This window comes from Pseudoalteromonas sp. QJM3NY_12 (assembly GCF_056173165.1).
This window is the reverse complement of the sequence record NZ_JBWBUF010000002.1, coordinates 431,801-458,036: the sequence shown is the minus strand read 5'-3', so window position 1 is coordinate 458,036 and position 26,236 is coordinate 431,801. Positions and strand designations below refer to the sequence as shown.

General features: G+C 41.4%; 15 protein-coding genes and 1 pseudogene. 10 read left to right on the top strand and 6 right to left on the bottom strand.

The annotated features are described in order from the left end of the window. The first annotated feature begins 22 nt into the window (after positions 1-22). From AC0VZ5_RS17825 to AC0VZ5_RS17810, 4 genes are all read left to right on the top strand, one after another. Positions 23-2,527, top strand: a complete 2,505-nt coding sequence (locus tag AC0VZ5_RS17825; protein ID WP_475474784.1) for a S8 family serine peptidase — start codon at positions 23-25, stop codon at positions 2,525-2,527. 264 nt (positions 2,528-2,791) lie between these two features. Beyond that, on the top strand, positions 2,792-5,965 hold the full coding sequence (locus AC0VZ5_RS17820) for a glycosyl hydrolase family 18 protein (RefSeq protein ID WP_475474783.1): 3,174 nt from the start codon (positions 2,792-2,794) through the stop codon (positions 5,963-5,965). A 66-nt stretch (positions 5,966-6,031) separates the two neighbouring features. Beyond that, a complete protein-coding gene (locus tag AC0VZ5_RS17815) occupies positions 6,032-7,636 on the top strand; it encodes a lytic polysaccharide monooxygenase (RefSeq protein ID WP_198522795.1) in 1,605 nt (534 codons plus the stop codon). Between the two features lie 65 nt (positions 7,637-7,701). Next, a complete protein-coding gene (locus AC0VZ5_RS17810) occupies positions 7,702-10,332 on the top strand; it encodes a glycosyl hydrolase family 18 protein (RefSeq protein WP_475474782.1) in 2,631 nt (876 codons plus the stop codon). A 90-nt stretch (positions 10,333-10,422) separates the two neighbouring features. Here the strand turns inward: AC0VZ5_RS17810 and AC0VZ5_RS17805 are convergent, their stop codons facing one another. After that, positions 10,423-10,905, bottom strand: coding sequence for a putative 4-hydroxy-4-methyl-2-oxoglutarate aldolase (locus tag AC0VZ5_RS17805; RefSeq protein ID WP_475474781.1), 483 nt, complete (start codon positions 10,903-10,905; stop codon positions 10,423-10,425). Between the two features lie 350 nt (positions 10,906-11,255). On the opposite strand from AC0VZ5_RS17805, the gene AC0VZ5_RS17800 reads away from it, so the two are divergent. Beyond that, on the top strand, positions 11,256-12,719 hold the full coding sequence (locus AC0VZ5_RS17800; RefSeq protein WP_138605919.1) for a carbon starvation CstA family protein: 1,464 nt from the start codon (positions 11,256-11,258) through the stop codon (positions 12,717-12,719). Between the two features lie 62 nt (positions 12,720-12,781). Here AC0VZ5_RS17800 and AC0VZ5_RS17795 read toward each other — a convergent pair whose 3' ends face one another. Next, a complete protein-coding gene (locus AC0VZ5_RS17795) occupies positions 12,782-13,300 on the bottom strand; it encodes a TetR/AcrR family transcriptional regulator (protein WP_054201362.1) in 519 nt (172 codons plus the stop codon). Positions 13,301-13,457: 157 nt separating this feature from the next. On the opposite strand from AC0VZ5_RS17795, the pseudogene AC0VZ5_RS17790 reads away from it, so the two are divergent. From AC0VZ5_RS17790 to AC0VZ5_RS17780, 3 genes and pseudogenes are all read left to right on the top strand, one after another. Beyond that, positions 13,458-14,086 (top strand): annotated as a pseudogene (locus AC0VZ5_RS17790) (glutathione S-transferase family protein). A 13-nt stretch (positions 14,087-14,099) separates the two neighbouring features. After that, on the top strand, positions 14,100-14,795 hold the full coding sequence (locus AC0VZ5_RS17785; RefSeq protein ID WP_475474780.1) for a cupin domain-containing protein: 696 nt from the start codon (positions 14,100-14,102) through the stop codon (positions 14,793-14,795). 105 nt (positions 14,796-14,900) lie between these two features. Then, complete coding sequence (locus AC0VZ5_RS17780; protein ID WP_475474779.1) at positions 14,901-15,290, top strand: SpoIIAA family protein; 390 nt, start codon at positions 14,901-14,903, stop codon at positions 15,288-15,290. Positions 15,291-15,338: 48 nt separating this feature from the next. Here AC0VZ5_RS17780 and AC0VZ5_RS17775 read toward each other — a convergent pair whose 3' ends face one another. The 3 genes from AC0VZ5_RS17775 to AC0VZ5_RS17765 form a co-directional block, all read right to left on the bottom strand. Further along, positions 15,339-16,289, bottom strand: coding sequence for a carbohydrate kinase family protein (locus AC0VZ5_RS17775; protein ID WP_475474778.1), 951 nt, complete (start codon positions 16,287-16,289; stop codon positions 15,339-15,341). A gap of 116 nt (positions 16,290-16,405) precedes the next feature. Further along, entirely contained in the window at positions 16,406-18,799 is a 2,394-nt protein-coding gene (locus AC0VZ5_RS17770; RefSeq protein WP_475474777.1) for a TonB-dependent receptor, read from the bottom strand. A 167-nt stretch (positions 18,800-18,966) separates the two neighbouring features. Next, positions 18,967-20,196 carry an MFS transporter gene (locus AC0VZ5_RS17765; protein WP_008108908.1) on the bottom strand — a complete coding sequence of 410 codons (1,230 nt, stop codon included), beginning with the start codon at positions 20,194-20,196 and terminating at the stop codon, positions 18,967-18,969. Positions 20,197-20,368: 172 nt separating this feature from the next. Here AC0VZ5_RS17765 and gtfA point away from each other — a divergent pair, with 172 nt between their 5' ends. Next, the gene (gtfA, locus tag AC0VZ5_RS17760) at positions 20,369-21,841 is read left to right on the top strand and encodes a sucrose phosphorylase (protein WP_198522788.1); all 1,473 of its coding nucleotides are present in this window, start codon (positions 20,369-20,371) and stop codon (positions 21,839-21,841) included. A 74-nt stretch (positions 21,842-21,915) separates the two neighbouring features. Here gtfA and AC0VZ5_RS17755 read toward each other — a convergent pair whose 3' ends face one another. Next, positions 21,916-22,947 carry a LacI family DNA-binding transcriptional regulator gene (locus AC0VZ5_RS17755; RefSeq protein WP_475474776.1) on the bottom strand — a complete coding sequence of 344 codons (1,032 nt, stop codon included), beginning with the start codon at positions 22,945-22,947 and terminating at the stop codon, positions 21,916-21,918. Positions 22,948-23,322: 375 nt separating this feature from the next. On the opposite strand from AC0VZ5_RS17755, the gene AC0VZ5_RS17750 reads away from it, so the two are divergent. Further along, a complete protein-coding gene (locus AC0VZ5_RS17750) occupies positions 23,323-26,097 on the top strand; it encodes a collagenase (protein ID WP_475474775.1) in 2,775 nt (924 codons plus the stop codon). Positions 26,098-26,236: the final 139 nt, after the last annotated feature.

The window sequence follows — 26,236 nt, the reverse complement described above, 5'->3', positions numbered from 1 at the left end:
TAACTTAATTACGGATAAAACGATGAAAACAAAATTATCTATTATTACACTTGCACTTTTACCTTGTTTAGCTGCGGCGAAATTGCCTGATGTAAACAGTACGACTCAAAAAGTTACTGCGAGTAGTGACTCAATTATTGTTAAATATAAAAAGAATGCTTCGCCGAAAATGCGTAAGCAAGCCCGTTCGTTAGTTAAAGCAAAAATCTCAGATTCTAATAACGATGAAATTGATGATAACTTCACTTCGTTATTTTCAGGCCGCCTCGCTAAATTTAAAATATCAGGAATGAGCGCTAAAGAAGCCATTGAGCGCTTAAAATCACATCAAGCTATTGAGTATGTTGAGCCTGATTACCGAGTGAGCATAGCAAACGCAACTAATGATCCTCGCTTTGAAGATTTATGGGGCTTAAATAACGAAGGCCAAACTGGTGGTACGGTTGATGCAGATATTGATGCACCTGAGGCTTGGTCAATTTCAACTGGTAGCCGTGATATTGTTGTAGGTGTTATTGATACTGGTGTAGATTATAGCCATCCTGATTTAGCTGCGAATGCGTGGGTAAATAGCGGTGAGATTGCTGGAGATGGTATCGATAATGACGGCAACGGTTATATTGATGACGTACACGGTATTAACGCGATTACCGATGCTGGCGACCCAATGGATGACGAAGGCCACGGTACACATGTATCAGGTACAATTGGTGCCAGTGGTAACAATGGTGTTGGTATTGTTGGTGTAAACCATGATGTATCTATTGCAGGTTGTAAGTTTTTAGCTGCAGATGGTACAGGCTCTACATCTGGCGCTATTAAATGTATTGACTACATGGTAGGCCTTAAAAACTCAGGTGTTAACCTTCGTGTATTAAACAATAGCTGGGGCGGTGGTGGTTATAGCCAAGCACTTGCTGATGCGATTACTGCCAGTGAACAAGCTGATATTTTATTTGTAGCTGCTGCTGGTAATGATGCGGTAGACAACGATGTAAATCCTCATTACCCATCTAATTATGAAAATGATAATGTATTATCTATTGCAAGTACTGATAGTCGCGACAATATGTCTGGCTTTTCACAATGGGGTTTAACCAGTGTTGATATGGGCGCGCCAGGTAGTGCTATTTTATCAACCATTCCAGGTGGCGGTTATGCAAGCTATTCTGGCACATCAATGGCAACACCACATGTAGCTGGTGCTGCTGCACTTGTATTGTCAGTAAATCCAGATCTAACATCACTAGAGCTTAAAGAGTTACTTATGTCTAGTGGTGATGCTAATGCGGCATTAAATGGTAAAACGGTTGCAGGTACACGTCTAAATGTTAACCAAGCAGTCATTGATGCTGATCCAACTCCTGGGTTTAAACTATCAGTATCACCTGTTTCTCAACAAGCAACAGTTGGTGATACGGTTACCTATACCTTTACAATTGGTTCAGTTGCACAATGGGATGGTGACGTTTCACTTGCTTTGGCTGCTGATCTTACTGACGCATCGCTAAGCGCAACTACAGCTCGTCCAGGTGATGAGGTTGTATTAACGGTAGCAACTAATAGCGATACTCAGTGGGGTAATTATGACTTTACTGTAACTGCTTCAACAGACGAGCAAGTTAAAGATCAAACAGTAAGCTTAATGCTGCAACCTGCTGGTTTGAACGACTTTACTTACAGTAGTAATGAACGCGTTGAGATTCCGGATAACTCACCTGAAGGTGCAAGCTCTGTTATTACTGTGGCCGATGATTTAACTATCTTTGGTACCACGGCTGATGTAGACATTACGCATACTTGGTCTGGTGACTTAGTGCTTACACTTATTTCAGCACAAGGTACAGAGGTTACTTTACAAAGCAATGAAGGTGGCAGTGACGACGACATTGTGAAGTCATTTACATCAACGGTATTTAATTCTGAGGTAGCGACTGGAGATTGGACACTTAATGTTGAAGATACAGCAGGCGCAGATACGGGTAATATCAATGGTTGGTCACTTACATTTAGTGCTATTGGTGAAGTAAGTCCACAACCACCAGAAGCCGGCTTTAATGTTTCAGCACAAGGTTTAACTGCTACATTTACAGATACAAGCCGTGATGTTAATGATGACATTTCACAGTGGAGCTGGAACTTTGGTGACGGTGCAACTTCAACTGATGCAAACCCTGTTCATGCCTACGCTGAATCAGGTAGTTATGAAGTTGAACTAACTGTAACAGATAGTGAAAACAACTCAGATACATTCACACAAACAGTTGTTGTAAGTGATGTTGAAATTGAGTTGACTCTAAAACGCGCTAATAAGTCACGTCTTGATACTATGCGTGTAGAGCTAAACTGGGAAGAAGTGGGTGCTGAGTCACTTAGCTTATACCGAAATGGCGAACTAGTAGATACCGTATCAGATAATGGCCGTTACCGTGACTACGTTCGTAACGCAAGATTATCAACGTATAACTATAAGTTATGTGTTTCTGAGAACGTATGTTCGAATATTGTTACGGTTTCATTTAATTAAGCAAAATATACATTCCTAATGTAAACCAAGCCCAGTTTCACTGGGCTTTTTAATGCCCAATTAATAAATGTTATTAATTGAACTTGGTATTTTAATAGTTTTTATAGTAGTTATAAATCACTAGCCTCACATTATTAATTAATCAATTTATATCTATTTTGTTTATTAATTACACTTTATTTACTTGATATTTACTTTGTTCATGCTAGTTTCATAAATGGAAACTGACAATAGCATTTCTTAACACACTAAGCGGAGGAGCTAATGAGCTCACGGAAAATAATAAATAATGCCCTTAAATTAAGTGTCTTATCACTAAGTGCATTTAGTTTAAATGTATATGCATCAATAGACTGCAGCACATTGACGACATGGGAGTTAGGGCAAACTCATACAGCAGGAAGCCAAGTAAAGGCACAAAATAATGCGTATGAAGCCAAGTGGTGGACACAAGCAAACCCTTTGGAGAATACCGGTCAATATCAAGAATGGTTACTTTTGGGTGCGTGTGACAGCGCTGTCAATGATAATCAATCGCCTATAATTACTGAGATCACACCTGGGAATGGTTCTTTATTCAACGATAAAGACAACGTTGTCATTTTGGCGCAAGCAACTGATTCAGACGGCTCAGTTGCAAGTGTGGAGTTTTTTGTCGACGGCATTTCCATAGCGGTTGATAACACTGCGCCGTTCAGTGTTAACTGGCAAGCTATCACGGGCGAACATCAAATTAGCGCGGTAGCAACAGACGATGAAGGAGCGAACTCTGCAGAAGTTGTTAATACGCTGAACGTTAGTGATTCAGTAGTTGTTGACCCTGTTAATCAAGTACCTGTTGCCGCTATTTCATTTAGCACGCTTCCGGATCAACTGGTTGTTGGTTCGCAGGTGGTGTTTGCACTTTCTGGAACTGATAGTGATGGCCAAGTAACGGCTCTGAGCTTTGCAGCAAACGGGGTGGATGTTCATCAATCAAGCTCACCAGCGAGCAGTTTTGCATGGCAAGCAACGGCACTTGGTCAGGCAACTTTCACCCTAACGGTGACCGATAACGACGGTGCAACAGCGCAAGTAACAAAAGTATTAACGGTTGTTGATGAAAATACAGGCCCAGTTACGGGCACTGACTGTCGTCCCCAAGGTTTATATCAAACTCCCGGTGTAAACACGCCTTACTGTACGATTTATGACGCAAATGGTCGCGAGATCATGGGCCCAGATCATCCACGCCGTGTAATTGGATACTTTACTAGCTGGCGTAATGGCGCTAATGGTCAACCCAGCTATTTAGTAAACGATATTCCGTGGGATAAAATCACCCACATCAACTATGCATTTGCCCATGTTGATGCGAACAACAAAGTATCTATTGGCGATCCTGCTTCAGTAAATAATCCTGCTACTAATATGGAATGGCCGGGCGTAGTTGGCGCTGAAATGGACCCAGAGTTTAACTACAAAGGTCACTTTAACCTGTTAAACAAATACAAAAAACAACATCCAGATGTAAAAACACTCATATCTGTAGGCGGTTGGGCTGAAACCGGCGGTTATTTTGATGAGACGGGCCGTGTTGAAAGCGGTGGTTTTTATACTATGACCACTAATGCCGATGGTTCAATCAATCATGCTGGCATTAATGCATTCGCACAAAGTGCTGTTGAATTTATTGAAAAGTATGGTTTTGATGGTGTTGATATTGACTATGAATACCCATCATCAATGAATGATTCAGGTCATCCAGATGACTTTCCTATTTCTAACGCACGTCGTGCAGGGTTGAATGCTTCATATCAAGTGCTAATGAAAAAGGTACGAGAAGAGCTAGACCGTGCAGGTGAAGCCGCTGGTAAGCATTATTTACTCACTATTGCATCGCCTTCGTCGGGCTATTTACTTCGTGGAATGGAAACCTTCCAAGCGGTTCAATACCTCGATTATGTAAATATCATGTCTTATGACTTACATGGCGCATGGAACTCGCACGTAGGTCACAACGCTGCGTTGTTTGACACGGGTCTTGATTCAGAGCTTACGCAGTGGAATGTATATGGTACCAAAGAGTTTGAAGGCATTGGGTATTTAAATACTGATTGGGCCGTGCGTTACTTCCGTGGTGCGATGTCAGCAGGTCGTATTAATATTGGTTTGCCTTATTACACCCGTGGCTTTAAAGATGTATCAGGTGGAACAAACGGTTTATGGGGCCAAGCGGCACTACCAAACCAAGCTGATTGCGCTAAAGGTACTGGCGTAGGTGAGAAAAACAAATGCGGTAATGGTGCACTAGGTATCGATAACCTTTGGCATGATAAGAACGATGCAGGCCAAGAAATGCCAGCAGGTTCAAACCCTTTATGGCATGTTAAAAACCTTGAAAACGGCATTGTTGGCTCGTATTTAGGCGTGTATGGCTTAACACCTGATACCGACGCCGATGACCGCTTAACAGGTACTTACACTCGTCACTATGACAGCGTTGCTGTAGCCCCTTGGTTATGGAACGCAAATAAAAAAGTATTCCTTTCAATGGAAGATGAAGAGTCAATGGCAACAAAAGTTGATTACGTTATCAACAATGGCCTTGGCGGTATTATGTTCTGGGAGCTGGCGGGTGACTTTGACTACGATACAGCGAAAGGCGAGTACTTCATGGGGTCAATGCTTACTTCACTTGCATACGATAAGTTTAATCAAAGCGGTGTTGCCTACGACGTACATGGCGGAAATCCAAACTTCACAGTGCCTGCTGAAGCCGTAGATATCACATTTACAGCAAAAGACTTCCCAATTGGTGATGATAATTACCCAATCAGCCCAACGTTTGCATTTACTAATAACTCAAGTCTTGATTTAAGTGGTGCAAAAATCTCATTTGATGTGCCGGTATCAACTTCCGCTATTTTTAAATCTAACTGGAATGCACAAGAAAAACTGGGCATGGCTGTAGAAGTAAATGGCTCGAACGCAGCGGGTAATAATATTGGCGGTTTTGAGAACGAGTTCCACCGTTTCTCAATCACACTGAACAATGAATGGGGCGGTCAACCAAAAGACTTTAGCGCTGGTGCAACTGTGAATGCACAAGTGATGTACTACATGCCAATCACTGGGCCTAGCAACTTTACCATTGAAAAAGATGGAAAAACTTATGCATTCAAAGCTGAATACCCAATGCTACCAGATGCAACACCGGGTGATGGCACGGGCAATCCAGATAATGGTGGCGGTGACCCTGTAGGTACGTGTGAAGGAGTTGATATAGCCACGATTCCTGTTTATCCAAACTTCCCTCAAACAGACTGGGCGGGCAACCCAAGTCATGCTGCTGGCGGCGATCTAATGGTGCATAACAACGCAGTTTATAAAGCCAAGTGGTGGACAACCTCTGAGCCGGGTGCAACAGCAGATTGGACCTTAAGTTGTAGCCTGTAATTTACAAAACAATGAGGGGTAGGCCTGAGCTTGCCCCATGTATTGAGTCTAATAAAGGATAAAATAATGGCATCAATTAAATTTAACACGATTACGCTATCTGCAATTACTAGTGGTTTACTACTCAGTACACTAGCACCGCAAGTGCAAGCACATGGTTATATGGATAGCCCTAAAGCGCGCCAAGCAATTTGTCAAGTTGATGGCGGATACTGGTGGCCTGAAGACGGCACAAATATTCCTAACCTTGCGTGTCGAGCCGCATATTTAGAATCGGGCACGGTGCAGTTTGTACAAGCGATTGAATTTTCGGTTAATACTCCTGACTATTTAAATCAAACCGCAGTTGAGGCCAGTGTACCAAACGGCACTTTATGTGCTGGTGGCGATACAGCCAAACGGGGTATGGATTTACCATCACCACATTGGCAGCGCAGTGATGTAGTACCCAATGCCAATGGTGATATTCAAATACGTTATCTTGCATCAACCCCGCACAACCCAAGCTTTTGGCAGTTTTACATTACCAAGCCAAGCTTCAATAGCGCAACTGACGTACTAACTTGGCAAGACTTACAGCTAGTGCAAGAGCACGACAACATTGAGGTCGTTAAAGACCCCGATGGTAAACGCTACTATGAAATGAATGTTGCAATTCCGCAAGACCGCAGCGGCGAGGCCATTTTATATAGCCGTTGGCAACGTAATGATGTGGTTGGTGAAGGCTTTTATAACTGTAGCGACATCAACATAGTAAATGACGCAGGCCCAACTGATCCAAATTCGTTGACTAGCGTCGGTTACTTTGTTCGCCAAGGGCAAAATGCTATTGCAGGCGACATCGTATGGGCGCGATTATTTGACGAAACAGGCCAAGAGGTGATCAACCAACAGCTTAAAATCAATGCCGACAATCAAGCAAATTGGCAACAAGCATTGGCTGAGCAGCTTAACCTCGATTACGCGCATTTAGTGCAAATTGGTGTGCAAAACCAAGCGGGCGACATTACGTTTGATGCAACCGACGTACTCATAAATCAAGTGTATAGCAGTGATGCAAATTATACCTATGCCTTGAGTGTGCAAGGTGCGCCAACAAACACCGCACCCATTGTACACACCCCAGATAACCTAGTAGTTGATGAAAACACCACAACAGCAATTCATCTGCATGCCTTTGATGATGAGCAAAGTGAGCTAACTTACAGCTGGACAGTACCTACACCGCTAAGCTTTACAGGCTCTGGTGCCAACATCAACTTAACCACTGCAGAGGTATCAGCAAACACCGATTACACCATTGCAGTATCTGTATCGGATGGTCAATTAAGTACCCAAACCAGTTTTAGTGTCACGGTTAACGATGTACCTGTGGTCGATCCGGTTGACCCAACAGTACCTGAATGGGAAAGCACTCAGACCTATCAAGCCAGCGATAAAGCCCGTTTTGCTAACGTTATTTACACCGCTAAATGGTGGAACAAAGGCCAACAACCAGATACCTCAGCGGCATGGGAATCAGCCTCGAAAGCTGACACAGCAGCCACTTGGAATACTAGCAAAGCCTACCAAGCCGGCGCAGAAGTAACGTATCAAGGACAGCGCTATCGCGCTAAATGGTGGACTCAGGGCGATACGCCAGGGCAAGCCAATGTATGGACCAAACTTTAATAAAGCCTAAGTTTTGCAGTTCAAACTTATTAAATAATTACATAAATAATGGATAAGAGAGACCTATGAATATCAAACAACTAAGCGCAGCCATCGGTGTTGCTTTATTTGCAAGCACAGCATCTGCTGCACCGTCTACACCAAGCATTAACTGGGAACCACAGCAATATTCGTTTGTTGAGGTAGATCTTGAGGGAAACGGCTCTTATAAGCAGCTAGTTACCCGTGTTGAACAAGTTAATATCAACATTCAGTGGAGTGCGTGGAGTGGTGATGGTGGCGATAGCTACAAAGTATATTTTGATGACATGCTAGTGAATGAAGGCACGCTTGCTGCTGGTTCTAAAAGTGGCACTATTTCATTCCCTTATGATAAAGCAGGCCGCCATACAATGTATGTTGAGCTATGTGAAGGTGGCACGACCTGTGCGCGTAGTGCAGGCAAACCTATTGTAATTGCTGATACTGACGGTGGCCACTTAGCGCCATTGCCGATGGATGTAGATCCAAATAACCGTGACATTGGTATCAAACAAGGTTTAGTTACAGGCGCTTACTTTGTTGAGTGGGGAATTTATGGCCGTGATTATGATGTAACGAATATGCCAGCACAAAATCTGAGTCATATTTTGTATGGCTTTATTCCAATTTGTGGTGAAAACGCATCGTTATCGGCTGGTCCTAAACGTGCACTTGAAACCGCTTGTGCCGGCTCTGCAGATTACGAAGTGGTTATTCACGACCCATGGGCAGCAGTACAAAAAGCACTGCCAGGGGTTGATGCAAAAGACCCTATCCGTGGTACTTACTCTCAGCTAATGGCGCTTAAACAGCGTTACCCAGATATTAAAATTTTACCATCTGTAGGTGGTTGGACGTTATCAGACCCATTCGGTGGCTTTACCAATAAAGCTAACCGCGACACCTTTGTTGCCTCAATGGAAGAGTTTTTAAGAACATGGAAATTCTATGACGGTGTCGATATTGATTGGGAATTCCCAGGTGGTGACGGTCCCAATCCTGACATTGGCGATCCAATCAACGATGGCCCAGCCTATGTTGCATTAATGCAAGAACTACGCGCTATGCTTGATGAGCTTGAAGCAGAAACGGGTCGTACATACGAGTTAACCTCAGCTATAGGTGCAGGTTACGATAAAATTGAAGATGTAGACTACCAAGCCGCAAGCCAATACATGGATTACATTTTTGCCATGACCTATGACTTTTATGGCGCATGGAGTAACGTAACCGGTCACCAAACAGCACTTTACTGTGGCGAACATATGAGTGTTGGTCAATGTAATGGTACCGGGCTTGATGATAATGGTGAACCTCGTAAAGGCCCTGCTTATACCACCGATAATGCAGTGCAGCTGTTACTTGCGCAAAATGTACCATCGAAAAAAATCGTCGTGGGCACAGCTATGTATGGTCGTGGTTGGGAAGGTGTTTACCCGCAAAATGCAGCGATTGATGGTAACCCAATGACCGCCCCTGGTAATGGCCCATTAAAAGGCTCTACGGCACAAGGCGTATGGGAAGATGGGGTTATTGATTACAAGGGCGTTAAAGCCAATATGATTGGTGCTGCGGGCACCGGTATTAATGGTTTTGAAGTGGGTTATGATGAGCAAGCACAGGCCGCTTATGTATGGAATCGTTCAACCGGTAAACTAATTACTTATGATAGCCGTAAGTCAGTACTGGCTAAAGGAGCGTATGTTAATCAGTATAATTTAGGTGGTTTATTTGCTTGGGAAATAGATGCGGATAATGGTGATATTCTTAATGCTATGCATGATGGTTTAGGAGGAGTAGTTGCTCCGCCAACAAATAAAAAGCCAGTTGTTTCTGTGTCTTCATCAGTGTCTATTAATTCAGGCGAGAGTATTACAGTAACAGCTTCTGCAACTGATGCAGATAACGATCCACTTAGCTTTAGCTGGAATGCTGATAGCGCACTGGTGGTATCTGGACAAAATAGTGCATCATTAGTCATTACAGCGCCAACAGTGACTGCAGATACGCAGTATGTGGCAACTGTTGCGGTATCAGATGGTCAAGCAACCGTTAATCGTGATGTTGTTGTTAATGTTATTGCGCCAACATCAGGGGGTGAAAACACAGCACCGAGCGTTGATGCTATCGCTAATATAAGTGTTGAAGAGGGCGCATCAGCAAGTGTAGCTGTAGTGGCTAATGATGCTCAAAACGACGCCCTTTCGTATACGTGGACAGTACCAGCAGGCTTAACATTAGTGGGCAGTGATGCAAACGTAACTATTGAGGCTGGCGCTGTAGATACCGATACAGACTTCACAGTGTCTGTTGCAGTCAGTGATGGCGCATTAACCACAACGCAAAGCTTTAGCGTAACAGTTACAAACGTTGATACTACAAATCCACCTACAGGAAGCTGGGATGCGAGTGTTGCATACGTTGGTGGTGATGTCGTTACTTATAACGGCGTTGAATATAAAGCAAAGTGGTGGACTCAAGGCGAGCGTCCTGATTTAGGTGGTGCATGGGAAGCAACAACACAACCTACAGATGGTACGGGTGTCGCAGTTTGGCAGCCAACGGCTATTTATAACAGTGGTGATGAAGTTTCTTATCAAGGTAATAAGTACCAAGCTAAATGGTGGACTCAAGGGAACGAACCTGGTTCAACCGATGTATGGTTAGCACTTTAATTTTAACCTGAGAATTTGGGTTTTAAAAAACCATATAAATTAAAAAAGCAGCTTTCGAGCTGCTTTTTTGTTAACGACTATTACGAGGGGTTAAAACAACGCTTTAGAGCTAATTATTAAGCCGTTTACATCAGCATATGCCCAATCACCAGTATTAATTGTGGTGTTTAACATATTAACCGGGTGATCTTTAGCGCCTAAGCCGCGCTTAGTGGTGCAGCGCGGGGTTGCGCCTAGCGCCATTACAGGTAAATCAAGTGTGGCAAGAATTTCAATATCGCGACAGCAACCATTAATAACTATGCCGTGCCAGCCATTTTTTAGTGCGCGCTCTGCAATCATATCGCCAATAAAGGCAAAACGTTTACTGGCAAAACCATCAACAACCAATACTTTTCCCTCACCGTTTTCATGCAGTATGTTACCAGCAAACGAGTTATCGTCAGGGCAGGTGACGGTCACTACTTGACCATAAAAGTGAGTTTTATTACCAAAGTGTTGCAAGCCACTGTAAGCAACTTGCACATGGTCGCGATGTTCATCATATAAATCGGGCGTAGTAAACTGTGTCATTGAGGGCATCCTTGTTTTTTTGGCAAAGCCATGTACGGTAAAGGCAAGTAAATTTAAAGTAGTAATAATGTTTATCGTAGGCTAATTAATCACTCAGGTGTAGCTATTGTTGCAAATTGGCTTATAGATTTTAGTCGCAATATAAGTACTTTTAGTGCTTTCCATCTGTTTCCATGAGTAACGAATGCTGTTAATTAGTTTTATTTTTTCGAATAAAATTGATTTTGTGAGCGCATTAGCCAAACGTCTCATTGTTGGCTACTTTTTCATATGCTACGTTCAATTGTTATTTAAAAAGTGGGGCGCAAAATAGCGTTCTATAAACACATACAAAAAGAGAAGCGTGCTTTATGATCATCTTTTTTATTTGCCTGACTATTTTAATATTAGGCTATAAGTTTTATAGCCCGTTTGTTGCAAAACAAGCGGGTTTAGATTCAACCGTAGACACTCCGCAAAAGCGTTTTAGCGAAGGTGTTGACTATGTTGCTATTCACCCTGTTCGTGCATTTTTAATTCAGTTTTTGAATATTGCAGGAGTAGGCCCCATATTTGGTCCTATACTTGGCGCCTTGTATGGCCCAGTAGCGCTGGTTTGGATTGTACTTGGTAACGTTTTAGGTGGAGCTGTACACGACTTTTTCTCTGGCGTAATGAGTATTAAAGAAGACGGTAAAAGTTTACCTGAAATTGCAGGCCATTATTACAACGTAGTATTTAAAGGCTTTATGCTTATATTTACTGCTATGTTGTTATTTTTTGTTGGTGTAGTGTTTATTATGAGCCCAGCAGGATTATTGAGTAACTTAGATGCATTTGAAGGCACCATTTTTGCTAGTAATACATTTTGGGTTCTCGCTATTTTAGCTTACTACTTTTTAGCCACGTTATTACCAATCGATAAAATCATCACTAAGTTTTACCCTATTTTTGGCTTGTTAATGATTGTAATGACAGTTGCTATCGCAGTCTCACTGTTAATCAACGCACCCCATTTACCAGTAGCTGGCGACTTTTTAGCGTATTTTGAAGCCGATCATGCTCACGACTTTTTAGCCCCAAATCCTGATGGACTGCCTACTTGGCCGTTGCTATTTATCACCATTACTTGTGGTGCTATTAGTGGTTTTCACTCAACGCAAGCACCTATTATTGCTCGTTGTTTAACTAACGAAAAATATGTACGCCCGGTTTATTATGGCGCGATGATGTGCGAAGGTATTGTAGGTTGTGTTTGGGCGCTTGCTGGTATTGCTGCCTTCCCAGAAGGGTACGCTGGTTTAAAATCGATGCTTGATTTAGGCGGTCCAGGCTTAGTGGTTAACCATATTGCAAACAGCTACTTAGGTGTATTTGGTGGTATTATGGCTATTATTGCTGTTGCTGTTTTCCCTATCACCTCAGGTGATACGGCGTTCCGTTCACTGCGCTTAACGGTGGTTGATGCGTTTAGTATTCCGCAAAGTTTACGTAATCGTTTGTTGTTAGCACTGCCAATTTTAACCATTGCTTACTTTATGACTAAGCTCGACTTCTCTGTTATTTGGCGTTATTTTGCGTTTTCAAATATGCTGCTTTCTACCAGTGTGTTGTGGCTTGCGACCAAGTACCTATTTGACCGTGGTACATTCCATTGGATCACTAGTATACCCGCCGTGATCGCAACCGCAGTGACCTTATCTTACATTATGACTGCGGCAATTGGGTTAAACTTATCAAGTGACTTAGGTAAGCCTATTGGTGTAGTGGTAGCGGTAATAGGCTTTATTGCATTAGCTTTTGTGCACTCAAAACATAAAGTGCATCCAGCTTAAAACTACATAGTTATTAATGTAAAAAGCGAGCTTTATTGAAGCTCGCTTTTTTATATAAGCACTTAAAAAGTAGCTTGTTCGAAGTAGCTAATATCATCTAGGGTTTTACTAATAATCATTGCCCCTTCTAATAAGCTCACTGTTTGTATTGCCGCCCGAGCAGGATTAAGCTCTCCATTTATTTGATGTGCTTGAGTTAACCAGGCTAAGTTTTTATTAAAAAACCGCTGAACTTCAACGCGAACTTTATCGGGTAGGCTGTCGCTTTCTGCACCGAGTAAGCCACATAAACACATCTTTTTGTCTATCACGAGCGCATTTCTAAATAACTGAGTGTAAATATCGATGGGATTTTTACCGTTTGCTTTATGTGCATTCGGATCGCCAAGTACTGCAATAAAGGCATCGGTGTATTGATGCGCGAGTTCAGCGCCTAAATCAGCTTTGGTTGGAAAGTGATAATGCACACTGGCACTTTTTATACCTATTTCAGTAGCAAGTTCTCTAAAGCTAAAGTTGCTATAACCACCCAGTCGCACTTTATTTTCTGCGGCTTGTAGCAGGGCTGCTTTTTTACTCATTTTGATATTTCCTTGCTGTTATCTGAAAAAAATTATCAACCAGTAGGTAGTTATTTTCAAGCTCTTTTATTTTTAGTTTGCAAACACTAAGCGCTTGCTATAAATTACCTATCAGTAGGTAGTTTGTGTTTGCAAACTAAAAATATAAGAGATAATTATGAAAATTTATGACGTAGAAAATTTCCCTAACCCGTTAGGGTTCGTATTGCACTTGCTGAAAAAAATGCGACTGATAAAGTAGAGTTTGTTGCTGTTGATTTATTAAATGGGGAGCACCGCAGTGAGGCTTTCTTGGCAAAGAATCCGTTGGCAGGTGTACCTGTACTAGAGCTTGATGATGGTACTTTTATTGCCGAGTGCACTGCAATCACACAATACATTGATACCGCTTTTGCAGGCCCTTCATTAACTGGTGTTGAGGCAAAAGAACGCGCAGTAATTAATATGATGCAAAAACGTGCTGAGTCGATGGTACTTGATGCAATTGCCACTTACTTTCATCATGCTACTGATGGATTAGGACCTAAACTTGAAACCTATCAAAATGTTGCATGGGGTGAAAAGCAAGCTGAAAAAGCACAGCAAGGCTTGGTTTATTTTAATAGCGTATTAGCAAACTCAACTTATGTGGCAGGTGAACAATTTAGTGTTGCAGATATTACCTTATACGCAGGACTTGTGTTTGCAGGCTTTGCACAAATTGCTATTCCTACTGAACTCACGCACTTAATTGCATGGCAACAAAAGGTCGCTCAGCGTCAAAGTATTGCTGCTATAAATGAATAATTTGGAGTCAAATATGAAAATTGCTGCCGACTTTAGTCAACGTGTGGTGGTGCATAGTGAGTCACTTGAATGGATAGCTTCGCCCATGCCGGGTGTTGATAGACGTCCACTTGACAGAGTGGGCGACGAAGTTGCTCGTGCCACTAGTATTGTACGCTATGCGCCAAACAGCCACTTTAGCCCACATACTCATACTGGGGGCGAGGAGTTTTTAGTACTTGATGGGGTATTTCAAGATGAGCATGGCGATTTCCCAGAAGGTGCCTATATTCGTAATCCTCCGCAATCAAAACATACCCCAGGCTCAAAAGACGGTTGCATTATATTTGTAAAACTGTGGCAGTTTCAGCCAGAAGAACGCCAGCACGTGCGTATTCACACACAGCAGATGCAAGGGCAGAAAACCCCCGAATTTAATGACCTAAATGCCATTTTGTTATATCAAGATGCATATGAAACAGTGAGTATTGTGCAGTTTAATGCCAATCAATCTTTAACGCTCACGGTGAGTGGTGGCGCTGAGTTGTTGGTTTTGGATGGCACTTTACAAGAGCATAACGACACACTTGAAAAACACAGCTGGCTTAGAGTGCCTGTTAATACTGAAATAAACGCCACAGCGGGTAACAATGGCGCAAGAGTATGGATAAAAACCGGTTATTTAAATGATGTAGATAACCAAATTAGTCGATTAGAGGGGCATAATTAGCTCAAAGGATAAGCCAGCATTAACTGGCTGTTTTTTGACCTGCTTCATATGATAATTTTTAACTGTTGCCTATAATCAAAGCTCTTTTCATTCAAGGGTTGAGTTATGGTTAATTTAACACATGGTTTATCGATTGGTATTGAGCGCTCAGGCTGTGAGTTTTTCTTAACACTTAAGGCAATTGGTACCTTAACTCACAAAGATTATGAAGTGATCACCCCAATGATCGATTCAGCGCTAGGCGAAGTTAAGCATCCTATTGTTAACGTATTGATAGATGGCACTGAGTTAGATGGTTGGGAGCTTCGTGCTGCTTGGGACGATTTAAAACTTGGCTTAAAGCACAACAAAGAGTTTAAAAAAATAGCGATTTACGGCAATAAAGAGTGGCAATCAACCATAGCTAAGTTAGGCAGTTGGTTTATGTCGGGTGAAATACAATACTTTGAAAATGCCACTACCGCTCTAGAGTGGTTAAAAACCAATAATGTATGACGCTTAATAAAAAAGGCCAACAGTGGCCTTTTTTGTAAGTATCTTGGTTTATTGCGAAAGTGTTTGCTGCGTGGGAAGCGCAGGAAAAGCGCCTTTAGCTAAGCAAGCTTTTGAGCCACAGCGAAGACCAAAGTGAAGCGCTTTTTTTACTATTGACTCATCATTTAGCTTATCAGTAAGTGGCACTGCATTATCGCTGTGGTTTAAGTAGTATAGTACGCCAGCAATAAAAGCATCACCAGCGCTGGTGGTATCTACAGCGGTAATTGTTGGGGCTGCTTCACTGAGAGTAAAAGCGCTATGGTAAACAGTCGCTGGTGCCGGACCATCGGTTAAAAACACTAGCGTTACGCCTAAATCAAGCAGTGACTTTAAGTAGATATCAGCTGATTGTTGGCGTTGCGTTGCTAAAAAGTTTAACTCATCACGTGAGAGCTTAACAATATCGCAATACGCGAAACATGCCTGCACGCTTTGCTCAATGTCGTTGATATTTTGCCATAAACTGTAGCGTAAATTTACATCAAAGCTAACGAGTTTGTGGTTGTTTTTAGCCAGCTTTAAAGCGTACTCAGTGGTTTGTGCAATTGCCGAATCAGTAAGGGTGTTTGAACAAAAGTGTAGGGTACTCAATTCATCCCAATTAATACGCTTTAAGTGCTCACTCGTTAACAGTAAATCGGCTGTTTGATGACGATAAAAGTTAAAGCTGCGTTCGCCGTTTTCATCTAAGCTGACAATAACCATAGCTGTTTGCGCGCCTTCTATGGTAAATAAATACTCAGTATCTACATTATATTGCTCAAGCGCATTAGTTAATTGTTTAGCAAAATAGTCATCTCCCATACCGCCACAAAACGCAGCTTTACCGCCGAGCTTTGCGTAACCTACTGCCACATTAGCTGGAGCACCTCCTGGAATGGGTAAATAAGCACTGTTTTTAGAGTCTTGAGGCAGCATATCAATAAGCAGTTCACCAAGGCTAAGTAATTTGTTCATAGTGTAAATCCTAAAAAACCTAGCATGGCTAGGTCAAAATTCAAGGGAGAATTATTAAAACTAGTGTAACAATCGCTGAACAAACATAGCTTCAGCAATTGTTACACTAAAATTGGTTAGTTAAACGCGTATTTAAACGTCAATGACGTTGTACGGCCATTAATAGCACGTGCGCGTATAATGTTGTTATCAGGTATTGAGCCTTCTTCTGCTTCAGTAATACCTACCGTATCGAATAGGTTATTTACGTTTAACGCAATATTAAGATTTTCTGATAAATCGTAGCTTACAAAGCCATTTACTTGAGTGTAACCATCAAACTTAAGATCGTTATTATCTTGAGCATAGGCATCGGTAGTACCAATAAAGCTTAGGCCTGCAGAGCCTTTTTCATAAGTGTAACGTGCCATTAATGAGTAAATTAAATCAGCTTGGCGACGAGGCGTATTACCAACCACTTCAGGGGTAAGTGCATCTTTTGCAATTTCAGCGTCTGTCCACGTTAAATTACCACGAAAATCCCATGCATCAATAAAGTAGGTTGATTCAACCTCAATCCCTTTTGCTTCATATTCGCGGTCAAAAAAGGTTTGTGATGTCGCTTCAAAGTTTTGCTCTTCAGTTTGTGCATAAAATGCCGTGGCAAAAACTGACAGTGAATCAAAGCGCTTTTTAATACCAAACTCATACTGGTTTACTTCATCAACGGCATCTTCATCGGCTACTGAGCCATCGGCGCGAACTTTACCAAATAAAAGTCGGTCAGCATTGGCGCGACCGCCTTTGCTCAATCGTGCAAACGTTGCAAGGCTTGAGTCAATTTGGTAATTGGCACCAATTGAATATGATGCGTAATCCCAGTCGTAATTAACAGGGCTGGCATTTGCAAGGTCAATACCTGCAACATTTTGTTCAGGAACAGAAATCACACCGTCGCGATTCATATCAACGGTTGAGGTAACCGCGCCTGCATAGTTACCACGCGCTTCACCGCTGTCATAACGGGCACTAGCATCAATACTTACGTCACCCACCTTAGTTGAAAATGCAATATAGGGTGCACGAGTGTCGTATTCTGTGTCGTAATCGCGTTGGCAACAGTTACCCCAAAAAGGCGTGCCATAAGCGTATAAGCCACTTTCAGAGAATTCAGTCCCATCGGCGGCTGTTACATTTAATAGCGCTGCGTTATCACCTTTGAGCTCCATTAGGTAGGAATTCCATAACCACGACATGGCAATATTTTGGGTTGACGCATAATAGCCAAAAGTAACGCTAGTATCATCACTTAGCGATTTAGTCAGTTTGAAGTCGTTAACAATTGAGTCAAAGTCGTTCATAGTTACGTCAAACGTATGAATACGCATGGCTAAATCATCGTTAAATGCAGCACCTGTGGTCGCATTACTAAGCGTTGCACCCACACCACCAATACTTTGCGCTATAGCTGATGCATCGCCAACTTCAGCTGGGATCAGTGAATTAAAATTACCGCTTACAGATGATTTACGAAAACGGTTTTCAATACGCCAATCGTTGTCTAAATCAAATACAGCCTCAAAACCAATTGAGTCAACTTGCGGATTCATACCATCGCGAATATCGCCGTTACTTATTTGATTTTCGCCGTTTAAGCGCACTGTTTTAGTAAATAATGCTGAATGCGGGGTATCTGATTGTGCGTCAAACCCAGGAATTGAGTCTCCATTTGCATACATTGGCATAGGTAAGTAGCCAACACTTTTATCATCTAAATGTTTGTAATAAAGACGCACGTATCCATTTTCAAAATCTTTGGTCAGGTTGGCTTTAATTTGCCCACCTTTATTTGATGTGTAACCTGTTTCACGTGGGCCTTCACCTTGACGTACAAAACCACCAACATGAAAGCGTACAGTGTCATTTAAATAGGTGCCATATTCAAAGTCAGTTCGAATAGTATCGTAATCTAGGCCAAGTGTAGTTGATACGCTGCCCGATTCGTTTTCGCCATTTTTTGAAATAAAATTAATTATGCCACCCGGTGCATTACTGGCTGCGGTAGAGGCTGAACCACCACGAATAGATTCAATGGTTTGCACTGTGTTATCTAAGCGCATAAAAATGTCAGCGTTACCAAATGCAATATCACCATATTGTAAAACAGGTAAGCCATCTTCTTGAAGCTGTAAAAATTTAGCACCACCAGAGGCAACCGGTAAACCACGTACTGCAATGTTGGCATTACCTTCACCGCCGGTTGATTCTGAACGAACCCCAGGAATGATTCTAAATGCCTCAGCGGTAGAGCGAGGCGTAGACACCTCAACTTGCTCAAGCGACACACTGCTTACAGAAGAACTTGACGCCATTATCGTTGTACGGCGGGGTACACCGGTAACAACAATTGTTTCGAGTCCTTTGTTGGCTTGCGCTTGTGTATTTTGCTCTTGTTGTTGTGCATTAACGCCTTGGCTAACGGCGAGCGCTAAAGCACTGATCAGATATAAAGGTGTGTTGTGTGTTGTCATGTGAACGCCTCGTTTTAAACCCAAAGGGAAGTTGTTATTTTTACTTAATCGATTAAGTAAAAATAACAAAGTTTTTACAATAAGCAAATTATTTTGTTAATTATTTGCTGTTTTTTTACTCAAACATTGATTTTTATAATGTTTTTATAGCATTAAAAGTTGTTTGTTTACTCAGCGACTAAGTTACTTTGCTCTAATGCAGTTGCTGATGGGTCACGAATATAATTAAATAGCATAGCTAAAAATAATATGACTGCAAAACCCGTGGCTAAATAAAATCCGTAGCGCACGTGTCCAAAGTAATCACTGATCATACCCATAAATAAAGGTGCTAAGGCGGCTGACAGTGCGGTAAAAAATAATATAACACCGGCTACTGCGCCGTGTTGATGCACAGGAAAACACGATATTCCCTTAGAATTTAAAGTAGGGTAAACCATCGACATAAATAAACCTGAGAGAGGTAATAAAGCCACAGCCCAATCAACGCCGCCATAAAGAGTGCCAACGTAACACAGCGCAATGCCAAAGCTTAAGTAAGCCATAACTCCTTGCCAACTAAACCTATTCAGTAACCATACCGCAATAAAACGCCCTGCAGCACGTAACACAAAAAAGATTGTGAGTGCGTAAGTGGCCAGCAGCGGCCATGAGCCAGTGTAATCTTTTAGTAGAGTAGGCATCCACACGTATATGGCAACTTCGGTGGCAACATATAAAGCAATTGCAAGTGAAAAACCCAGTGCATAAGGGTTTTTAACCATTTTCATAGTCGTTTTTAGTGAGGCTGGCTTATCTGTACTTTTTACCACAGCAGGGTAATCGGCACGCCAAGCAAGCAATGCCAAAATCAAACACATAATGCCAGCAATGATGTAAAGGTAAGTCCAACTTACATTTTGAACCAGCAGCACGCCAACTAAAGCAGGGCCAACAATGGCACCAATGCCAAAAAAGCCTTCTACTTTATTCATGGTTTTGGTGTGCTCTTCGTTGCTATTAGAAATATCACCTAAAAGCGCCAATGCACCGGTTTTAAATAAACCAATGGCGAGGCCAATACAGCATAGTAAAAAAACAAAAAATATAAAGCTGCTACTAATCGCAAACAAAAAACAACTTGCAGAGAATATTAATAATCCAAGCATAATCGTTTTTTTACGGCCAAGACTATCGGCTAAAAAGCCTAGAAATAATCCACTTATTGCAATCATGGCCATAGGCGCATAATGAAACGCACTGGCTTGGGTCATACTTAAACCAAAATCGCTTATGAGTTCGGGAATGATCATGCCAACGGCGTCAGAGGTCATGGCAAACATAAAAAACATCATGTATGTGAGCCAACGAATTTGTTGCAACGGATCGCTGCTTACGTGTGTGTGTGATTTTGTCATTTGCTTTTCCTCGTTAAATGCTTGGTAACACACATTAAGTTGTCAGTAACTTATTGTAGTATTAATCGAGCCACGATATTTGTATGTAAAATATTTAAAAATTACTTGTAAATTCTCACTTGCTAGTTAAAGATATATCTTAATCGATTAAGTTTCAACTTGGTAATCACACATGATGAAGAATAAAGTTCAATTGATCACATATGCTGATCGAATCACCGGTAAAGATATAAACGCATTAACAGCACTTCTAAAGGGTCCACTTAAAGACGTTTTTGCAGGAGTACACTTATTACCATTTTATAACCCAATAGATGGTAGCGATGCAGGTTTTGACCCAATTGATCACAGTGAAGTTGATGCCCGAATAGGAACTTGGTCAGATATTCAAGCACTTGGAAAAGACCATGATTTAATGGCCGACTTAATAGTAAACCATGTATCGGCGCAATCGTTTCAATTTCAGGATGTGCTGGCCAAAGGCAAAGCCTCTGAATTTTGGGATTTATTTTTAACTAAAGAAGACGTATTCCCTAATGGCATGAGCAACCAAGAACAACAAGCCATTTACCGTCCACGGCCTGGAAGCTGTTTTACACCAATGAAATGCGGTGATGGTCAAACGTATGATTTTTGGACCACCTTTACCGACAACCAAATTGATATAAATGTAAAAGTAGAAGCGGGCATTGCCTATTTAAATAACGTACTTACTAAATTTTCTGCTAACAACGTAAACATTATTCGTTTAGATGCAGCGGGTTACGCCATTAAGCAAGCAGGTACTAACTGTTTTATGCTTGATGAAACATTTGCCTATTTAGATAAACTCTCAAAGCAGGCAAATGATTTAGGCATGGAAACCATTGCTGAAATTCATAGTCATTATCAAACTCAAGTTGACGTGGCTAAGCGCGTAAACATGGTATACGACTTTGCTTTACCCCCGCTTATATTACACAGCTTATTTAATAATGACGTAGACGCATTGCTTAAGTGGTTACAAATTTCACCGCGTAACTGTTTAACTGTACTAGACACCCATGATGGCATTGGCATTATTGACGCGGGTCCAATGGGCGATAAACCAGGGCTGTTAAACGCATCTCAAATAGATAATTTAGTAGAAACCATGCATGCCAACAGCAATAACCAGAGCCGTAAAGCAACAGGTGCAGCTGCAAGTAATGTCGACCTATATCAAGTTAACAGTACGTATTACGATGCATTGGGCGCAAATGATTTTGATTACTTATTATCTCGCGCCATTCAATTTTTTGCACCGGGTGTACCACAAGTATATTACGGTGGTTTATTTGCTTGTAAAAATGATATGGAGCTTCTGGCGAGAACGAACGTTGGTCGTGATATTAATCGCCCTTATCTAGATGCCGCTAAAATAGATGAAGCGCTAAATAAGCCGGTAGTAAAAGGATTAATAGCATTAATTAAAATACGTAATGAGCATCCTGCATTTGCTGGTGAATTTACTGCTCAAGGTGGCGCAAGTGTATGTTGTTTAATGTGGAAGCTTGAGCAACAATCAATTTCTTTGAATATTGACTTTGCTAGACGTACTGCACTTATTACACAGGTTAATGGTGCTCAAGAAACCACTTTAAACTTACAAAGTTTATTAGTTTAAATAGCTTTATTTGTTGAAAACCAAAAAGCCAAGCAACTTAAGCTTGGCTTTTTTATCTGCGTTACTAACAACGCTCAGCTACTTGCACCAATATTTAGTGCGTAACCTACTTCGTGTTGTTTTTCTTCTTTAGAAATAAATAAGTTAGCAGCTATTACACCCTTTTCTTGGCTATTTTGATGAATAGTCGTAAGGCGAGGCACAAAACGGGCTGCTTCTTCTATGCCATCAAATCCAACAATACGTAGCTCACTCCCTATTTTTATCCCTTGTTTTATTGCTTCTCGCATGGTGGCGAGGGCGATTAAATCACTCATACATATAATCACATCAGGGCGTGGTGAGGCGTTTAATACTTCTTTTGCAGCTATGCTGGCAAAACGTTCGCTACTTTCAGGAATATTCCAAATGCGGTCGTCGGCTACCGTTACATTCGCCTCATTTAACGCACGCTGATAACCTCGTAAGCGTTGGTGAGAAATAGATTGACCCGTTTCAAACTCATGATGTTCGTAAACTCGGCACAATACATTTTCATCGAGTAATCTCAAGCCCAATATTGCCACGTTATCAGTTGCATTGTGCAAAACATGTTTGGCTATTTCGTAACTGGCTTGTTCGTTATTTATATTAATTGATGCGTTGCGGGCAATATCAAAATCCACAGTAACCACATGTTTTTGTACTGTTTTTAGTTTCTCTACCAGTGCTTTGTTTCGCGGGCGCCCATAACAAATAAACCCATCAACAAAATCAACAACGTTATTAAGGTTTTCGTTATTGCCTGAAAACAATAAAACATTAATGCCGTTTTTTTCAAGCACTGAGGTTACACCACGCATAAAGCTACTGGCGACAGGGTCTGACACCATATATTCCACGCTATCTGGTAGCACTAAAGCAACAATATTAAACGTGCCACTTCGCAGAGATTGCGCCGCTTTATTAGGGCCATAATAACCGAGCTCTTTGCAAGCTTTAAGTATGGCTTCGCGTCGTTTAGCCGAGAGTTGATCAGGGCGATTAAACGCATTTGAAACCGTAGCATTAGACACACCTAACTCTTTGGCAATACTTTTTAATGTCCAACGGTTTTTTGTATTCATATAACCTACTCAAGGGAGGATGCTGGTTGAAAGAGTAAATTACCATATCTGGCTTTAAATCAAAGTGCTAATTATTTAAAAGAGTCGTTGTAAGACGCTCTTTTAAATATTGCGAGAGTTTAGTGTGCCAAACTGACCCACCCCTATGGGGTAACCTTTGAGGGAGTGATATTCAGCTTCACTAAATTAAATAGAGTTTGAAGTAAGTAAAAATCAATACAAAAGAATTGGTTGAAACCGTTTTCTCAAAACTAATATATCAATATTCGTTAATGTTATATAAAATATATTGTATACAATGATAATGAAGTGTTACAAATTGTATCTCAATAACCAGTTCTGGATTAAGAACATACTAATCATCGAAGGTATAATATGAAAATTAACACACTGATTTTGACGTTACCGATATTAGGTATGAGTTCAATGGCATTGGCTGACAAGGTGGAGGAGCGAACATTTAAACCTCAGACAGCCGTTGTAGAGCGTTTACATCATCATGGCGTTGAACAAAATCATAATGAAAAAGCACCGATTGCAAAAATGCAAAGCCAGCAAAAACTTTTTAATGCGCGTGTGATGACGATGCAAGCAGTCGCCGTTACGTGTGATTTGAATGCATTAGCAAACGCGAGCACATCAAGTATTATTACAGAAATTCAAAACCAAGGTACACAATGTATTAATGAGTTGTTTAGTGCCTCTGCTTTAACACAAAGTCAGGTGTTTACGTCTGATAAAATGTTTGCTGTTGCAAATCATGCTAAGGCACTTTCACTGACTTATGCTGGCGGCGGAAATGTAGAGTTGGAAGCGCTATTTTTATACCTACGAACTGGTTTTTACGCTGAGTTTTATAACAACAATGTTAGTTTTGCAACGTGGGTCACCACCGCAGTTGTGGGGGCGGTTGATGCATTTGTTGCCAATAGTCATTTTTACGACGATAACGACGGTCATGCTAAAACGTTAAACGAAGTAATCATCACAATGGACAGCTCAGAGCAACAGCATCGTTACCTTGAAGTGGTAAAACAATGGTTGAGCCGTTTTAATGAAAGCTACGGCGCTAAGTGGAATGTACGAAGTGCAGTGAATGGTATCTTTACCTTGTTATATCGTGGTCAATGGAATGATGAATTTGTTACGGCAGTGGGCAAAGACACTGATTTAGTAACAAGGCTCAGTGCGTTTACTCAAAAACAATGGATGATTGGATCAGACGCACAGTACCTTATTGTTAATGCAGCAAGTGAACTTGCTCGGTTAAAGCAATACTCAGATACACCGATTCAAAGTGCTGTAGATACTGGTCTAAATGCTATTTTTTCAACGTATACTAGCTTTGGTTATGGTGATGCGGTTTGGCTTGCGGCAGCTGACTCGGTTAGTTATTACGCAGATTGTAATGATTATGGTATTTGTGGGTTTGTAGATAACCTGATAGGTCAAGCACTGCCACAAAGCTATAGTTGCAGTAGCACGATTAAAATTCGTTCGCAAAATATGACTGTTGCGCAACATGCCGCCGCGTGTGATGCAATGGGTGCTGAGGAAGGGCTATTCCATACTAAACTTGCCACTAATAACACCCCCGTAGCTGATGATAATAATAGCTTTTTACAAGTGAATATTTTCGATAGTAGCGACGATTACGGTAAATATGCGGGGGTCATTTTTGGTATTAATACCAATAATGGTGGCATGTATTTAGAAGGTGATCCATCCGTTGTTGGCAACCAAGCAAACTTTATTGCTTATGAAGCAAATTATGCAAATGCAGAGCATTTCGTTTGGAATTTAGAGCACGAATATGTGCACTATCTCGATGGGCGATTTGATCTGTATGGCGACTTTAACTCTCCTACAGAAGATGTTGTTTGGTGGTCGGAAGGGGTTGCTGAATACATTGCTAATTTAAATGATAATGACGCAGCAAAAGAAACCATTAGTGATGGCTCACGTTTTACCCTAGCACAAATCTTTTCCACTACTTATGATGGTTTTGATCAAGACCGAATCTATCGTTGGGGTTACCTAGCTGTGAGGTTTATGTTTGAACGCCATTATGATGAAATTAATACTATGCTTGCCCATACCAGAGTGGGTGATTGGATTGCCTACAAAGAAAAAACAGAACAGTGGAAAAGTAGTTACGAAAGTGAATTTGTACAATGGTGCGATGATTTAGTTGCTGGCGCGCCTTCAAATATTTCGCCGACAGTTCAAATCAACGGCCCATATTATGGCGTGCAAAATAATGACGTCAGTTTTACCAGCAATGGCAGTATTGATAGCGATGGCTCAATTGTAAGTTATCAATGGAACTTTGGTGATGGCAGTAGCTCGAATCAGGCTAATCCACTTCACAGGTATATCAGTGAAGGGGAGTACAACGTAAGTTTGATAGTTACTGACAATCAAGGAGCAAGTCAATCAGCTATCACGACAGCGACCATCGAAAAAGATAGTAGTGTCGGTGATAACATATTGCAAAATAATCAAACAGTTCAGACTAACGGCGCGCAAAATGAGCAGCAATACTTTACTTTTGCCGTTCCGCAAGGTGCCAGTGAACTAGTATTTACAATTACTGGAGGAGAAGGAGATGCTGACCTGTATGTAAGCTATGAAGCGGCACCAACAGAGACCGTTTACGATTGTCGTCCTTATATTGGTGGTAACGAAGAGCAGTGCGCCATTGACCCAGTACAAGTTGGTACTTATCAGGTTATGTTACATGGATATAATGCATTTGAAAATGTGCAATTAACAGCGTCTTATACGCCAGCCACTTCCAATGTGCCCGATGTATGTGCCACACAAGGCAGTCGTAGCAACGGTCGTTTAAATGATGGCGAAGCGGTTTGTTTAGGTAACAGCGGTCCGATGTGGTTTAGTCTTGCTGATGTGCAAAGTCAAAGTGGGATTGCAATCACCACGGCCAATGGCAGTGGCGATATAAGCCTTAGCTATGCCGAGAGCTCGTGGCCTAATGGCAATAACGAATTGGCTGAGTCAAATAATAGTGGTAACGACGAGTGTATTTATATTGCTAATTCAAGCCAATATTGGGGTTACTTAAAGGTATCAGGCTCAAGTAATGGTGTTAGTTTAGTCGTTGACTATAACAGTAGTGGATGTCGTTAATTACTCGCCCTATTAATGATTACTTTTATTGGAAAAGTTTATTCACACTATCTATGGAATAACACTTAAACTGAAAAATGCCGATCAGCTTGCTCACTGGTCGGCATTGATTTTTTTGAAAGGTTTTTTCACTACTTTT

Bases quoted from the DNA above. Each gene is read 5' to 3' on its own strand.
- AC0VZ5_RS17770 (WP_475474777.1), bottom strand. From the start codon at position 18,799: ATGACAACACACAACACACCTTTATATCTGATCAGTGCTTTAGCGCTC.
- AC0VZ5_RS17750 (WP_475474775.1), top strand. From the start codon at position 23,323: ATGAAAATTAACACACTGATTTTGACGTTACCGATATTAGGTATGAGT.
- AC0VZ5_RS17805 (WP_475474781.1), bottom strand. From the start codon at position 10,905: ATGACACAGTTTACTACGCCCGATTTATATGATGAACATCGCGACCAT.
- AC0VZ5_RS17815 (WP_198522795.1), top strand. From the start codon at position 6,032: ATGGCATCAATTAAATTTAACACGATTACGCTATCTGCAATTACTAGT.
- AC0VZ5_RS17820 (WP_475474783.1), top strand. From the start codon at position 2,792: ATGAGCTCACGGAAAATAATAAATAATGCCCTTAAATTAAGTGTCTTA.
- AC0VZ5_RS17795 (WP_054201362.1), bottom strand. From the start codon at position 13,300: ATGAGTAAAAAAGCAGCCCTGCTACAAGCCGCAGAAAATAAAGTGCGA.
- AC0VZ5_RS17775 (WP_475474778.1), bottom strand. From the start codon at position 16,289: ATGAACAAATTACTTAGCCTTGGTGAACTGCTTATTGATATGCTGCCT.
- AC0VZ5_RS17825 (WP_475474784.1), top strand. From the start codon at position 23: ATGAAAACAAAATTATCTATTATTACACTTGCACTTTTACCTTGTTTA.
- AC0VZ5_RS17810 (WP_475474782.1), top strand. From the start codon at position 7,702: ATGAATATCAAACAACTAAGCGCAGCCATCGGTGTTGCTTTATTTGCA.
- AC0VZ5_RS17800 (WP_138605919.1), top strand. From the start codon at position 11,256: ATGATCATCTTTTTTATTTGCCTGACTATTTTAATATTAGGCTATAAG.
- AC0VZ5_RS17755 (WP_475474776.1), bottom strand. From the start codon at position 22,947: ATGAATACAAAAAACCGTTGGACATTAAAAAGTATTGCCAAAGAGTTA.
- AC0VZ5_RS17780 (WP_475474779.1), top strand. From the start codon at position 14,901: ATGGTTAATTTAACACATGGTTTATCGATTGGTATTGAGCGCTCAGGC.
- AC0VZ5_RS17765 (WP_008108908.1), bottom strand. From the start codon at position 20,196: ATGACAAAATCACACACACACGTAAGCAGCGATCCGTTGCAACAAATT.
- gtfA (WP_198522788.1), top strand. From the start codon at position 20,369: ATGATGAAGAATAAAGTTCAATTGATCACATATGCTGATCGAATCACC.
- AC0VZ5_RS17785 (WP_475474780.1), top strand. From the start codon at position 14,100: ATGAAAATTGCTGCCGACTTTAGTCAACGTGTGGTGGTGCATAGTGAG.